The organism is Agromyces capsici (assembly GCF_058349965.1).
The window spans coordinates 1843733-1857222 of sequence record NZ_JBYRET010000001.1 but is presented as its reverse complement, the minus strand read 5'-3'; the positions used below and the strand labels follow the sequence as shown (position 1 = coordinate 1857222).

At 70.2% G+C, this 13490-nt stretch carries 11 protein-coding genes; 2 read left to right on the top strand and 9 right to left on the bottom strand.

The features are described 5' to 3' along the window. Window positions 1-201: 201 nt before the first annotated feature. Entirely contained in the window at window positions 202-1185 is a 984-nt protein-coding gene (locus tag AC3RKB_RS08790) for an ABC transporter substrate-binding protein (RefSeq protein WP_491435706.1), read from the bottom strand. Between the two features lie 420 nt (window positions 1186-1605). On the opposite strand from AC3RKB_RS08790, the gene AC3RKB_RS08785 reads away from it, so the two are divergent. Further along, on the top strand, window positions 1606-2565 hold the full coding sequence (locus AC3RKB_RS08785; protein ID WP_491435705.1) for an NAD-dependent epimerase/dehydratase family protein: 960 nt from the start codon (window positions 1606-1608) through the stop codon (window positions 2563-2565). A 52-nt stretch (window positions 2566-2617) separates the two neighbouring features. On the opposite strand, the gene AC3RKB_RS08780 is transcribed toward AC3RKB_RS08785, so the two are convergent. Next, on the bottom strand, window positions 2618-3196 hold the full coding sequence (locus tag AC3RKB_RS08780) for an HhH-GPD-type base excision DNA repair protein (protein WP_491435704.1): 579 nt from the start codon (window positions 3194-3196) through the stop codon (window positions 2618-2620). 162 nt (window positions 3197-3358) lie between these two features. On the opposite strand from AC3RKB_RS08780, the gene AC3RKB_RS08775 reads away from it, so the two are divergent. Continuing rightward, window positions 3359-3736, top strand: a complete 378-nt coding sequence (locus AC3RKB_RS08775) for a glyoxalase superfamily protein (RefSeq protein WP_491435703.1) — start codon at window positions 3359-3361, stop codon at window positions 3734-3736. A 325-nt stretch (window positions 3737-4061) separates the two neighbouring features. Here AC3RKB_RS08775 and AC3RKB_RS08770 read toward each other — a convergent pair whose 3' ends face one another. From AC3RKB_RS08770 to chvE, 7 genes are all read right to left on the bottom strand, one after another. Further along, window positions 4062-5225 (bottom strand): LacI family DNA-binding transcriptional regulator, encoded by a 1164-nt coding sequence (locus AC3RKB_RS08770; protein WP_491435702.1) that lies wholly within the window; start codon window positions 5223-5225, stop codon window positions 4062-4064. A gap of 11 nt (window positions 5226-5236) precedes the next feature. Continuing rightward, complete coding sequence (gene araA, locus AC3RKB_RS08765; protein WP_491435701.1) at window positions 5237-6760, bottom strand: L-arabinose isomerase; 1524 nt, start codon at window positions 6758-6760, stop codon at window positions 5237-5239. 135 nt (window positions 6761-6895) lie between these two features. Next, window positions 6896-8506: a xylulokinase gene (locus AC3RKB_RS08760; RefSeq protein ID WP_491435700.1), complete on the bottom strand. Its 1611-nt coding sequence runs from the start codon at window positions 8504-8506 to the stop codon at window positions 6896-6898. Continuing rightward, the gene (locus tag AC3RKB_RS08755; RefSeq protein ID WP_491435699.1) at window positions 8503-9258 is read right to left on the bottom strand and encodes an L-ribulose-5-phosphate 4-epimerase; all 756 of its coding nucleotides are present in this window, start codon (window positions 9256-9258) and stop codon (window positions 8503-8505) included. The genes AC3RKB_RS08760 and AC3RKB_RS08755 overlap by 4 nt, the downstream gene beginning before the upstream one ends. Window positions 9259-9411: 153 nt before the next feature. Then, entirely contained in the window at window positions 9412-10659 is a 1248-nt protein-coding gene (gene mmsB / locus AC3RKB_RS08750; protein WP_491435698.1) for a multiple monosaccharide ABC transporter permease, read from the bottom strand. Between the two features lie 32 nt (window positions 10660-10691). Continuing rightward, the gene (mmsA, locus tag AC3RKB_RS08745) at window positions 10692-12221 is read right to left on the bottom strand and encodes a multiple monosaccharide ABC transporter ATP-binding protein (RefSeq protein ID WP_491435697.1); all 1530 of its coding nucleotides are present in this window, start codon (window positions 12219-12221) and stop codon (window positions 10692-10694) included. A 131-nt stretch (window positions 12222-12352) separates the two neighbouring features. Beyond that, window positions 12353-13423, bottom strand: a complete 1071-nt coding sequence (chvE, locus tag AC3RKB_RS08740; protein ID WP_491436792.1) for a multiple monosaccharide ABC transporter substrate-binding protein — start codon at window positions 13421-13423, stop codon at window positions 12353-12355. Window positions 13424-13490: the final 67 nt, after the last annotated feature.

The following is a 13490-nucleotide window of genomic DNA, read 5'->3' as shown; positions in this document are numbered from 1 at the left end:
GGTTGAGGAGCCGCGAAGCGGCGTCCGGCCTGTGTGGGTTGAGGAGCCGCGAAGCGGCGTCTCGAAACCCGAACGTGGGGCCGAGGAGCCGCGAGCGGCGTCCGGCCTGTGTGGGTTGAGGAGCCGCGAAGCGGCGTCTCGAAACCCGACCGTGCGGGCCGAGGAGCCGCGTCGCGACCTCCTCGACCCGCACCTCGCGGATCAGTACTGCCGCGTCGGCAGCGCTTCGATCGCCTGCTCCTGCGTGAAGGTCGTCTCCTCGGTGACGATGCGCTTCTCGGGGGTCTCGCCGTTGTTGATCTGCTCGATGATCTCGATCAGCTGCTTGCCGAGCAGCGGCGAGCATTCGACGATGAAGTTGATCTTGCCGTCGGCGAGGGCCTGCATGCCGTCCTTGACCGCGTCGACCGTGACGATCTTGATGTCCTCGCCCGGCACCAGGCCGGCCGCCTCGATCGCCTCGATGGCGCCGAGGCCCATGTCGTCGTTGTGCGCGTAGATGAGGTCGACGCCCGGGTTCGACTTGAGCAGCGCCTCGGTGACCTGCTTGCCGCCGGCTCGGGTGAAGTCACCGGTCTGGCTGGCGACGACCTCGAGGTTCGGGTTCTCGGCGATGACCTCGGCGAAGCCCTCGGCGCGGTCGATGGCGGGCGCGGCGCCCGTGGTGCCCTCCAGCTGGATGATCTCGACCGGCTCGGTCGCGTCGGCGTACTCCTCGAGCACCCACTGGCCGGCCTTCTCGCCCTCCTCGACGAAGTCGGAGCCGAGGAAGCTGACGTAGAGCGAGTCGTCTTCGGAGTCGACCGCGCGGTCGGTCAGCACCACGGGGATGCCGGCGGCCTTGGCCTCGTTCAGCACCGCGTCCCAACCGGTCTCGACGACCGGCGAGAACGCGATCACGTCGACCTGCTGCTGGATGTACGAGCGGATCGCCTTGATCTGGTTCTCCTGCTTCTGCTGCGCGTCGGAGAACTTGAGCTCGATCCCGGCCTCCTCGAAGGCGGCCTGGATGTCCTTCGTGTTGGCGGTGCGCCAACCCGACTCGGCGCCGACCTGCGCGAACCCGACGACGAGCTCGTCGAGCGGCTTGGGGCCTTCGGCGGCGGCGTCTCCACCGCTGGCGCATCCGGAGAGGGCGAGGAGCATCGCGCCGGCGGCGGCGATGCCGATGAGCTGCGTCTTCATCAGCTGGAACCTCCTTGTTCACGTGCCGGCGGCTGGGCTGCTGCGGAGTCTCGGTGCGCCGGGCGGCCGGTTCATTCGGGCCGCAGTGGAGATGTTAGCGCTCACAAGTGAGCGCTCACAAGTGCCAATTTCGCGGCGGATGGATCACGGGGCCCCACCGCCCGAGAATCCGCCGATGCGAGCCCGCCAGGGAGGCGTTCGACTGCTCGATGGAGTTCGCGACTCGTGACGCCGACGCAAATGTGAGCGCTCAACAGGAGGGCGGTCGCACTCGCCTCGTCCCCCGTCGAGTGTTTCCGTTCGCGCCGAGTGTGACCGTTCCAGCGGCAACACTCGGCGCGAACGGAAACACTCGACCTGTCGGGCTCGGTGCGGGGCGGATTCACACACCCGCAACGTCGGCGCGAGAGGATGCTCGACATGGTCGAGCCCTTCCACCTCATCGTCGGCGCCGGGCCCGTCGGCACGGCGCTCGCGCTCCGCCTCGCCGATGCCGGCTCGCGCGTGCGCGTCGTCACGCGCTCGGGCGGCGGGCCGAGCCATCCGCGCGTCGAACGCGTCACGCTCGACGCGAGCGACCCCGAGGGCCTTGCCTCGGCCGCGCGCGGGGCCGCGGTCGTCTACAACTGCGCGAACCCCGGTGCGTATCCGGAGTGGGAGCGCGTCTGGCCGCCGCTCGCCGCGTCGATCCTGCACGCTGCCGAGACATCCGGCGCCGTGCTCGCGACAATGGGCAACCTCTACGGCTACGGGCCCGTCGACGGGCCGATGCGGCGCGACACTCCGCTGCGGCCCTCCGACCACAAGGGCGTGCTGCGCGCCCGGATGTGGGAGGAGGCACTCGCCGCGCACGAGGCCGGGCGGGTCCGGGTCACCGAGGCGCGCGCGTCGGACTACCTCGGGCCGACCGCGCCGGTCTCGAACGGCCTGCTGCCGATGTACGCCGCGAAGACGCTCGCCGGCCGCTCGGTGACGGTGTTCGGCGACCCCGACGCACCGCACAGCTGGACCGCCGTCGACGACATCGCCGCGACCCTCGAGGTGCTCGGGCGCGACGAACGGGCGTGGGGCTCGGCGTGGCTCGTGCCGTCCAATCCGCCGGTCAGCGTGCGCGAGCTCCTGCGGGACCTCGGTGCGCGGGCGGGCACGGGCGAGCCTCGGCTACGACGGATGCCGCGCTGGGTGCTCGCCGCCGGCGGGGTCGTGGTGCCGATCGTGCGCGAGGTCGCGGGGGTGGTCTACCAGTTCGATCGGCCGTTCGTGGTCGACGCGTCGGAGACGACCGAGGTGTTCGGCGTGCAGCCGAGCGACTGGGACGCGCTCATCGACGCGACCGCGGCCGCATGGCACGAGCGCGCGGTGCGGCCGGCGGTCGGATAGCCCGGGCGCCGGCAGCCGGCGGCTCGCCTCTTGCCGCCCGACCGCCCGATCGCTACGCCTTCCCGGCCTTCGCCGCGGCCTTCGCGGCCTGCTTCGTCGCCCGCACCTTGGCGAGCGACTCCGCGTCGGTGATGTCGGCGACGGAGGCGAAGCACCCGTCTTCGCCGTAGTGCCCGACCGCCTCGCGCCATCCGTCGGCCTGCAGCCCCAGCTGCTTGCCGAGCAGTGCGAGGAAGATCTTCGCCTTCTGGTCGCCGAAGCCGGGCAGGGCCTTGAGTCGGCGGAGCACCTCGGGCCCGTCGGGGTCACCCTGCGTCCAGATCGCGGCGGCGTCGCCGCCCCAGTCGTCGCGTACCGCGACCGCCAGCGCCTGCACGCGCCCGGCCATCGAACCGGGGTAGCGGTGGACCGCCGGCGTCTGCTTGAACACGTCGACGAGGTGGTCGGGGTCGACCGCGGCGAGGGTCTCGGGCCTGATCGAGCCCACGCGGTCGCGGATCTTCAACGGCCCGGCGAACGCGGTCTCCATCGCGACCTGCTGGTCGAGCAGCATGCCGGTGAGCAGGGCGAACGCGTCGCTGCTGAGCAGTTCGTCGGCCGCGGCATCCCCGGTGATGTTGAGCGTCGTCATGGCCACCATCCTCCCACCGTCGGCCCGACCCGGGGCGGCGCGCAGCACGACCGCGGTCGTGACAGGCCCCGACCCGACGCGAATGACGGCGGTCGGAGGCAGACTGGCGACGACAGCCCGCCTTGCCGCGCACCGCTGCCGGCACCGAACAGGAGGCCCACCATGGACTGGAAGATCGAGCTCATCTTCGTGCCCGTCACCGACGTCGACCGCGCGAAGGAGTTCTACGTCGAGAAGCTCGGCTTCAACGCCGACCACGACCAGCGCGTCAGCGACGACCTGCGGTTCGTGCAGCTCACCCCGCCCGGCTCGGCCTGCTCGATCGCGATCGGCGAGGGCCTCGGCGGCACGCTCGCGCCGGGCTCGCTCGACGTCATCCAGGTCGTGATCCCCGACGCCGACGCCGTGCTCGCCGACCTCCGCGCGAAGGGCGTCGAGGCAGAGGGCGTCGACGAGCAGGCGTGGGGTCGGTTCATCACGCTCCGCGACCCCGACGGCAATCGCTGGACCCTGCAGCAGCTGCCCGACTACTCGGCCTGAGCCGGCGCGCGCCTGCTCGGCCCGCGCCACCCCGAGTTCGTAGGATGAGACGCATCAGGGCTCCGGGAGGAGACCCATGATGCGTCTCATCCTGCACACGCGAGGAGCAGCCGAACGAGATGCATGAGAATCCGGGAGACGGTGCCCTCCACCGGCCCATCTCCCGGATCCTCATGCATTTCGGCCGGCGAAGCGGCGCGGTCGGCCGTCCGGCGCCACCCCGAGTTCGCAGGATGAGACGCATCAGGGCTCCGGGAGGAGACCCGTGATGCGTCTCATCCTGCACACGCCCGAGCAGCGCGCAGGGTGGCGCCAGGCGCCGCGGTCAGGCGCGCGGCGGCGCCGTGCTCGCGCGCACGACGAGCTCGGGCAGGCGCGCCGTGCGGTCGGGCGCCGACGACTCGTCGCGGAGCACGTCGAGCACGGTCGCCATGATGTCGCGTCCGAGGGTGTCGAAGTCCTGCCGCATCGTCGTGAGCCCAGGCGTGAAGAACGCCGCCTCGGGGATGTCGTCGAAGCCGACGACGCTGAGATCCTCGGGCACGCGCACGCCGACCTCGTGGCAGGCCGCCAGCAGCCCGAGCGACATCTGGTCGTTGCCGACGAACACGGCGGTGGGCCATCCGTCGGCGAGGAGCCGTCGACCCGCCGCGTGACCGGATGCCGCGAGCCAGTCGCCCCCGACCGGATCGCGCTGCTCGAGCCCGTGTGCCGCGAGCGCGGCGGCGAATCCGCGGCGGCGCTCGGCGGCGTCCATCGAGTCGGCGGGGCCGGCGACGTGCGCGATGCGCCGGTGCCCCAGCCCGATGAGGTGCTCGGTCGCGAGCCGCGCGCCCGCGGCCTGGTCGAACGAGACCCGGTGCGAGCCCGGCGAGTCCTCGGAGGCGACGGCGACGACCGGCACCCCCGCGTCGATGCCGCGGAGCACCTCAACCCCCTCGCGTTCGCCCGAGATGAGCACGATCGCCTCGACGCGCTGCAGCACGAGCCGATGCACGGCCTGGGTGAGCGCGTCGGCGTCGAGCGCGCGCATGCTCGCTTGGCTCACGGCGTATCCGGCCTCGCGGGCGGCCTCGTTGAACCCGAGCGCCGCGCTCGACGGGCCGTAGTCGGGCCGGCCCGCCTGGATCAGCCCGATCGAGCCCGACTTGCGCCGCGCCATCGCCCGCGCGGTCGGAGACGGCGCGTAGTTCAGCTCGGCCATCGCCTGCTGCACCCGAACGCGCGTCGCGGCGGCGACACCGGGCAGGTCGTTGAGCACCCGCGACACGGTCTGGTGCGACACCCCGGCGTGCTTGGCCACGTCGAACATGGTCGGTACGCCGGTGGGGTCCGACGCGGGCGCCGCGACATCCGCTGCAGCCGCAGCCCGGGCCCCTGCCCCGGCCCCGGCAGCCGCACGCGCCGCGCCATCCGCCCCGCCCGCACCCACCGGAGCGGACGCGGCGGCCGGGTCCACCTCCCGGCCTGCCGCGCCCGTCCCGCTCATTCGCGCCGCCTTCAGAGGCCCTGCGCCAGTCGGTAGTACGCCTGGTTCCAGCGCACCTCGCGCTGGAAACCGGGCAGCGTGGTGTCCTCGTCGATGACGAGCAGCTCGGCCTTCGCCATGTCGGCGAAGTCGCGGAAGACCTCGACGCCCACCGCGGTCGACATGACCGTGTGGTGCGCGGCGCCCGCGGTCAGCCACGCGGCGGCCGAGGTGTGGAAGTCGGGGGCGGGCTTCCAGACGGCGCGACCGACGGGCAGCTTGGGCAGCGGATGGCGCAGCTCGACGTTCTCGACGACGTTCGCCGTGAGCCGGAACCGGTCGCGCATGTCGCTCAGCGCGACCACGACGGCGGGGCCCGGGTCGGCGGTGAAGACGAGACGCACCGGGTCCTCCTTGCCGCCGATGCCGAGCGGGTGGATCTCGAGCGACGGCTTCGAGGTCGTGAGCGACGGCGAGACCTCGAGCATGTGCGCGCCGAGGATCAGCTCGTCGCCGGGCGTGAGGTCGTAGGTGTAGTCCTCCATGAGCGACGCGCCGCCGGGCAGCCCGGCGCCCATGACGTTCGCGACGCGCACGAGGATGGCCGTCTTCCAGTCGCCCTCGGCGCCGAAGCCGTAGCCCTCGGCCATGAGGCGCTGCACCGCGAGGCCCGGCAGCTGCTTCAGCGCGCCGAGATCCTCGAACGACGTGGTGAAGGCGCCGAAGCCGCCCTCCTCGAGGAACGAGCGCAGGCCCAGCTCGATCGCCGCGCCGTCGCGCAGCGACTGGTGCCGCTCGCCGCCGCGGCGCAGCTCGGGCACGACCTCGTAGAGCTCCTCGTACTCGGCGACGAGCGCGTCGACGTCGGCGTCGGATGCCGCGGCCACCGCCTCCGCGAGCTCGTTGACGCCCCACGTGTTGACCTGCACGCCGAAGCGCAGCTCGGCCTCGGTCTTGTCGCCCTCGGTGACCGCGACGAAGCGCATGTTGTCGCCGAAGCGGGCGAGCTTCAGGCTGCGCGATGCCGCGAGGCCGGCCGCCGCGCGCTGCCACGTGCCGAGCTCGGCCTGCACGCGCGGGTCGCTCGCGTGGCCGACGATCGTCTTGCGCGGCACGCCGAGGCGGGTCTGGATGTACCCGAACTCGCGGTCGCCGTGCGCGGCCTGGTTGAGGTTCATGAAGTCGAAGTCGATCTCGCCCCACGGCAGTTCGACGTTGGCCTGCGTGTGCAGGTGCGCGAGCGGCTTCTGCAGCGCGTCGAGTCCGGCGATCCACATCTTCGCGGGGCTGAAGGTGTGCATCCAGGCGACGAGGCCGATGACGTGGTCGGCGGCGTTGGCCTCGAGCGCGGTGCGGCGGATCGCGTCGGAGTCGGTGAGTACCGGCTTCCAGACGATCTTCACGGGCACGGCGGATGCCGCGTCGAGCGTCTCGGCCACCTGGCGCGACTGCTCGGCGACCTGCGCGAGGGTCTCGGGGCCGTACAGGTGCTGGCTGCCGGTGAGGAACCAGACCTCGTAGCCGTCGAGCGACGTGGTGAGCGGGGTGCGAGTCATGTGCGTGTCCTTACTGCTGCGGTGTGTTCATCGGCGTGCCGCACGACGCGGGTCACGCGGTCCGTTCGTTGGTTTCGAGTGGGCGATCTTGGCGGCTCCCACGCTGTTCACCTCGCCAACTTCGCCCACTCGGGGTCAGAGGGCCTCGACGGCGGCGGCCTCGGCGGCGAGTCCGGCGCGGTAGCGGGCGAGGTAGGCGGAGAAGCCGGCGACGTCATCGGGGTCGGGCTGGACGGTGTCGAACGCGGTGCCCGCGAAGACGTGCTGGTCGAGGTAGGTGCCGAGGTCGACGCCGTCGGGCGACGCGAGGTACGACGCGAGTACCGCCATCCCCCACGCCCCGCCCTCGGACGCGGTCTCGCCGACCGCGACCGGCGCGTCGAGCGCGGCGGCGAGCAGCCGCTGGGCGACGCCCGCGGTGCGGAAGATGCCGCCGTGCGCGTACATGCGGTCGATCTCGACGCCCTCACCGTCGAGCACGCGCATGCCGAGTGCGAGCGTGCCGTACACGCCGTAGAGCTGGGCGCGCATGAAGTTGGCGAGGGTGAGGCGGCTGTCGGGCGTGCGCACGATGAGGGGGCGGCCCTCGGTCAGACCCGCGATCGGCTCGCCCGACAGGTGGTTGAAGGCCAGCAGCCCGCCGGCGTCGTGCTCGCCCTCGAGCGCCTCGCGGAACAGCACCTCGAACACGGCGTCGGTGCCGACCTCGTTGCCGGATGCCGCGGCGAACCGCGCGAACACGCCGGCCCAGGCGGCGAGCTCGCTCGCGCCGTTGTTGCAGTGCACCATCGCGACGGGGTCGCCCGCCGGCGTCGTGACGAGGTCGAGCTCGTGGTGGGCATGCGAGAGCGGGCGCTCGAGCACGACCATCGCGAAGATGCTCGTGCCGGCGCTGACGTTGCCGGTGCGCGGCGCGACCGCATTGGTCGCGACCATGCCGGTGCCGGCGTCGCCCTCGGGCGGGCAGAGCGGCACACCCGGCTGCAGCACCCCGGACGGGTCGAGGTACGCGGCGCCGGCCGCGGTGAGCCGCCCGGCCTCCTGCCCGGCGGGCAGCACCTCGGGCAGCAGCTCGGCGACCTTCAGGCCGGGCGCGCGCTCGGCGACGAGCCCGTCGTAGATGCCGATGAGCCGCGCGTCGTAGTCGTGCGTCGCCGCGTCGATCGGGAACATGCCCGACGCGTCGCCCACGCCGAGCACCTTCCGGCCCGTCAGCCGCCAGTGCACGTACCCGGCGAGGGTCGTGGCGAAGCGGATGTCGCCGACGTGCGCCTCCTCGTCGAGCACCGCCTGGTGCAGGTGCGCGATCGACCAGCGCAGCGGGATGTTGAGCCCGAACTGCTCGCTGAGCTCCGCGGCCGCGGCACCGGTGGAGGTGTTGCGCCACGTGCGGAACGGCACGAGCAGCTCGTCGTCGCCACCGAAGGCGAGGTAGCCGTGCATCATCGCCGAGACGCCGACGGCGCCGAACGTCGTGGGCTGCGCGCCGTGGCGGCGCTGCGCGTCGGCGACGAGGTCGGCGTACGCGGCCTGCAGCCCGGCCTCGACGGCCTCGAGCGAGTAGGTCCAGCGCCGGTCGACGAACTCGTTCTCCCACTCGTGGCTGCCGACCGCGAGCACCTGCGTGGGGTCCTCGCCGACGAGGCACGCCTTGATGCGCGTCGAACCGAACTCGATGCCGAGCGTCGTGCGCCCGTCGAGGATCGCGGCGCGCGCGCCATCCGTGCTGTTCAGGGTGTCGCTCATCGCCGAGCGTCCTCCTTCTGTCCGATCGTGGTGGTCGAGCCTGTCGAGACCCGTCGAGCGTCCGCAGCCTGTCCGTAGACGTTCTGGTAGCGATCGAAGAGGCGGTCGATCGCCTCCTGCGGAATCGGGATGAGCGGGCCGGCCTCGCGGGCGAAGTGGACGGTGCGCGCGACATCCTCGACCATGACCGCCGCCTTGACCGCGTCCTTCGCGTTCGCACCGATCGTGAACGGGCCGTGGTTCTGCATCAGCACGGCCCGGCTCCGGTGCCCGGTGAGCGTCTCGACGATGCCGCGGCCGATCGAGTCGTCGCCGATGATCGCGAACGGACCCACCGGGATCGGCCCGCCGAACTCGTCGGCCATCGCCGTGATCGCGCACGGGATCTGCTCGCCGCGCGCCGCCCACGCCGTCGCGTAGGTCGAGTGCGTGTGCACGACGCCGCCGACCTCGGGCATGTTGCGGTAGACGTACGCATGCGCGGCGGTGTCGCTCGACGGGGCGCGCTCCGAGCCCGGCGTGCCGGGGATGGCGTTGCCGTCGAGGTCGCAGAGGATCATGTTCTCGGGCGCCAGGTCGTCGTACGAGACGCCGGACGGCTTGATCACGAACAGGTCGGCGCCGGGCACCCGCCCCGAGACGTTGCCGCCGGTCCAGACGACGAGCCCGTAGCGGGTCAGCTCGCCGTGCAGCCGCGCGACGTCCTCCCGTACCGTGGCGATCGCCGCGTCGATCTGAGGTTCGAACGCCATGCGGCGACTCCTTCGTCCGGTTTCGTTAGCGCTAACGAAGATCGATGTTAGCGCTAACGAACCCGCACCTCAACCCACGGATGGGTGCGTGAGCATGCGACGAGGGGCGGATGCCGCAGCATCCGCCCCTCGTCGCATCGGGAGTCGTACGGCCTAGCTGCTGCCCGATCGCCGCTTGTTGTACACGTCGAACGCGACCGCGAGCAGCAGCACCATGCCCTTGACGGCCTGCTGCCACTCGATGCCGATGCCGAGGATCGACATGCCGTTGTTCAGGACACCGATGATCAGACCACCGATGATCGCGCCGCCGATCGTGCCGACGCCACCCTGGACGGCCGCGCCGCCGATGAACGCCGCCGAGATCGCCTCGAGCTCGAAGCCGTCACCCGCCTTCGGGCCGGCGAGGTTCAGGCGGGCCGTGAAGATGAGGCCGGCGAGTGCCGCCAGGAAGCCCATGTTCACGAACAGCCAGAAGTCGACGCGGCGGGTCTTGATGCCGGACAGCTCGGCCGCGTGGCGGTTGCCGCCGATCGCGTAGATGTGCCGGCCGAACACCGTGCGGTTCATGACCACGCTGTACACGAGCACCAGCACGCCGAGGATGATCAGGGTGATCGGGATGCCCTTGTAGGACGCGAGCGCGTAGGCGAAGAACCCGATCGCCGCCGAGATCAGCACGAGCTTCGTGACGAACCACGCGATCGGCTCGACGTCCTGGCCGTACTTCTGGCGGCCGCGGCGCGTGCGCACCTGCTGGACGACGAGGATCACGATGGCCAACGCGCCGACGCCCAGCGTGAGCGGATCCACCTCGAACCCGAGGCCGAACACGTCGGTGACGAAGCCGTTGCCGAGCGCGCGGTACTCGGCCGGGAACGACCCGATGTTCGCGTTGCCGAGCACGACCAGCGCGAGGCCGCGGAAGATGAGCATGCCGGCCAACGTCACGATGAACGCGGGGATGCCGACGTACGCGATCCAGAAGCCCTGCCAGACGCCGACGAGCGCGCCGATGCCGAGCGAGAGCAGCACCGAGAGCCACCACGGCAGGCCCCATTGCACCGCGAACACGCCCGAACACGCGCCGACGAAGGCCGCGACCGAGCCGACCGACAGGTCGATGTGCCCGGCGATGATGACCATCACCATGCCGATCGCGAGGACGAGGATGTACCCGTTCTGCACGACCAGGTTCGAGATGTTCTGCGGACGGAGGAGGATGCCGTCGGTGAGGATCGCGAACAGGATCACGACGGCGAGCAGCGCGATGAAGATGCCGTTGCGACCGAGGTCGCTGAGCACGTGCGTCAGCCGGTCGGTGAACTTGTTCTGGACGGGATTGATGTTGCTGCCCGCCGCGTGGGTTTCCTCGATGGTGGGGGGATTCGGATTCGACATGATGTCTCCTGATGTGATCCGTCAGCCGCGGGCTAGCGGGGCTTTTCCATGGTCATGAGCTTGAGCATCGCCTCGGGCGTGGCCTCCTCGACGGGGAGTTCCCCCGTGATGCGGCCCTCGGAGAGGGCGTAGACGCGGTCGCAGATGCCGAGCAGCTCGGGCAGCTCGGACGAGATCACGATGATCCCCTTGCCCTGCGCGGCGAGCTTGTTGATGATCGTGTAGATCTCGTACTTGGCGCCCACGTCGATGCCGCGGGTCGGCTCATCGAGGATCAGCACGTCGGGGTCGGAGTAGATCCACTTCGAAAGCACGACCTTCTGCTGGTTGCCGCCCGAGAGCTTGCCCGTCTTGACGAGCACGTTCGGCGCCTTGATGTTCATCGACTTGCGGTACTCGTTGGCGACCGCGTACTCCTCGTTGTCGTGCACGAGGCCGTACTTCTCCAGCTTGCGGAGGGACGCCATCGAGATGTTCCGCTTGATGTCCTCGATGAGGTTGAGCCCGTAGGTCTTGCGGTCTTCGGTGGCGTACGCGATGCCGTTCGAGATCGCCTCGGCGACCGTGCGGGTCTTGATCTCCTTGCCGCGCAGGAACACCTTGCCCGTGATCCTCGACCCGTACGACTGGCCGAACAGGCTCATCGCGAACTCGGTGCGACCGGCGCCCATCAGCCCGGCGATGCCGACGATCTCACCGGCGCGGACGTGCAGGTTGACGTTGTCGACGATCACGCGCGACGTGTCCTGCGGGTGGTGCGCGGTCCAGTCCTCGACGCGGAGCAGCTCCTCGCCGATGTTCGGCGTGTGGTCGGGGTACCGGTGCTCGAGGTCGCGACCCACCATGTCCTTGATGATGCGGTCCTCGGTGACATCCTGCTTCGCGATCGTCTCGATCGTCTTGCCGTCGCGAATGACCGTGACCGTGTCGGCGACCTTCTTGATCTCGTTGAGCTTGTGGCTGATGATGATCGACGTGATGCCCTGCCCCTTGAGGTGCAGGATCAGGTCGAGCAGGTGGTCGGAGTCCTCGTCGTTCAGGGCCGCGGTCGGCTCGTCGAGGATCAGCAGCTTCACCCGCTTCGAGAGCGCCTTCGCGATCTCGACGAGCTGCTGCTTGCCCACGCCGATCTCGCGGATCTTCGTCGTGGGGTTCTCCCGCAGGCCGACTCGGGCGAGCAGCTTCGCAGCCTCGAAGTTCGTCTTGTTCCAGTCGATGAGACCGCCGGCGCCCTTCTGCTCGTTGTTGAGGAAGATGTTCTCGGCGATCGACAGGTAGGGGCTCAGTGCGAGCTCCTGGTGGATGATCACGATGCCCTTGGCCTCGGAATCGGTGAGGTCCTTGAAGGCGACCGTCTCGCCCTCGAAGACGATCTCGCCGTCGTAGGTGCCGTGCGGGTACACGCCCGACAGCACCTTCATGAGGGTCGACTTGCCGGCGCCGTTCTCGCCGCAGATCGCGTGCACCTCGCCGCGTTCGACCTCGAAGTTGACGTTCGAGAGGGCCTTGACGCCGGGGAACGTCTTCGTGATGCCGCGCATCTCGAGAATGTGGTTGGTCATCCTTGCTCCTGCTCCATTGCCGGCGCGCCGTCCGGTGCGACGGATGCCGCGGCCGGGACCTGAGGCGAGAGTACTCCCGCCGCAGGTCCCGACACGCGGGGTTGCATCATCCGATTCGGCTCAGCGGCGAATCAGCCGTTGATTTCCTCTTCGGTCCAGTAGCCGCTGTCGACCAGGACCTCGGTGATGTTGTCCTTGACGACGATCACGGGGTCGAGGAGGTACGACGGCACGACCTTCACGCCGTTGTCGTAGTCCTCGGTGTTGTTGACCTCGGGCTCCTCGCCCTCGAGCAGGGCGGTCGCCATGTCGACGGCCACGGTCGCGAGGTCGCGGGTGTCCTTGAAGATGGTCGCGTACTGCTCACCGGAGTTGATGGCCTTGACCGAGTCGAGCTCGGCGTCCTGGCCGGAGATGATCGGCCACTCGTCGCCGACCGTGTAGCCGGCGTCGGTGAGGGCCGAGATGATGCCGCGCGAGATGCCGTCGTACGGCGAGAGCACCGCGTCGACCGTCGAGCCGTCGGAGTAGTCCGCCGTGAGGATGTCCTCCATGCGGCTCTGCGCGGTCTCGCCGTCCCAGCGGAGCGTCGCGACCTGCTCGATGTCGGTCTGGCCCGACTTCACGACGAGCGTGCCGTCGTCGATCAGCGGCTGGAGCTCCGACATCGCGCCGTCGAAGAAGAAGAACGCATTGTTGTCGTCGAGAGAGCCGGCGAACAGCTCGATGTTGAACGGACCCTCGGGGGCGCCCTCGATCGGCGTGCCGTCGAGCTCGGTCAGGCCGAGGCCGTTGAGCACCGACCACGCCTGCTGCTGACCGACGACGAAGTTGTCGAACGAGGCGTAGTAGTCGACGTTCTCGGAGTCGCGGATGAGGCGGTCGTACGCGATGACCGGGATGTCCGCGTCGGCGGCGGTCTGGAGGACCTCCGACAGCGTGGTGCCGTCGATCGCGGCGATGATCAGGGCCTCGGCGCCCTTGGTGATCATGTTCTCGACCTGCGAGACCTGCGTGGGGATGTCGTCCTCGGCGTACTGGAGGTCGACGCTGAAGCCCTGCTCCTCGAGCTGCTCCTTGACGGAGTCGCCGTCCTGGATCCAGCGCTCCGAGCTCTTGGTGGGCATCGCGACGCCGATGAGGCCGCCGTCGCCGCCTCCGTCGCCGCCCGCGCCGCCCGAGCACGCGGCGAGCGCGAGCATCGAACCGGCCGCCAGCGTGGCGAGGAGCACCTTCTTCGTGCTGTTCACGGTGTGTCCTTTCACTGTG

Bases quoted from the DNA above. Each gene is read 5' to 3' on its own strand.
- AC3RKB_RS08755 (WP_491435699.1), bottom strand. From the start codon at position 9,258: ATGGCGTTCGAACCTCAGATCGACGCGGCGATCGCCACGGTACGGGAG.
- mmsB (WP_491435698.1), bottom strand. From the start codon at position 10,659: ATGTCGAATCCGAATCCCCCCACCATCGAGGAAACCCACGCGGCGGGC.
- AC3RKB_RS08785 (WP_491435705.1), top strand. From the start codon at position 1,606: ATGGTCGAGCCCTTCCACCTCATCGTCGGCGCCGGGCCCGTCGGCACG.
- chvE (WP_491436792.1), bottom strand. From the start codon at position 13,423: ATGCTCGCGCTCGCCGCGTGCTCGGGCGGCGCGGGCGGCGACGGAGGC.
- AC3RKB_RS08780 (WP_491435704.1), bottom strand. From the start codon at position 3,196: ATGACGACGCTCAACATCACCGGGGATGCCGCGGCCGACGAACTGCTC.
- AC3RKB_RS08760 (WP_491435700.1), bottom strand. From the start codon at position 8,506: ATGAGCGACACCCTGAACAGCACGGATGGCGCGCGCGCCGCGATCCTC.
- AC3RKB_RS08770 (WP_491435702.1), bottom strand. From the start codon at position 5,225: ATGAGCGGGACGGGCGCGGCAGGCCGGGAGGTGGACCCGGCCGCCGCG.
- mmsA (WP_491435697.1), bottom strand. From the start codon at position 12,221: ATGACCAACCACATTCTCGAGATGCGCGGCATCACGAAGACGTTCCCC.
- AC3RKB_RS08775 (WP_491435703.1), top strand. From the start codon at position 3,359: ATGGACTGGAAGATCGAGCTCATCTTCGTGCCCGTCACCGACGTCGAC.
- araA (WP_491435701.1), bottom strand. From the start codon at position 6,760: ATGACTCGCACCCCGCTCACCACGTCGCTCGACGGCTACGAGGTCTGG.
- AC3RKB_RS08790 (WP_491435706.1), bottom strand. From the start codon at position 1,185: ATGAAGACGCAGCTCATCGGCATCGCCGCCGCCGGCGCGATGCTCCTC.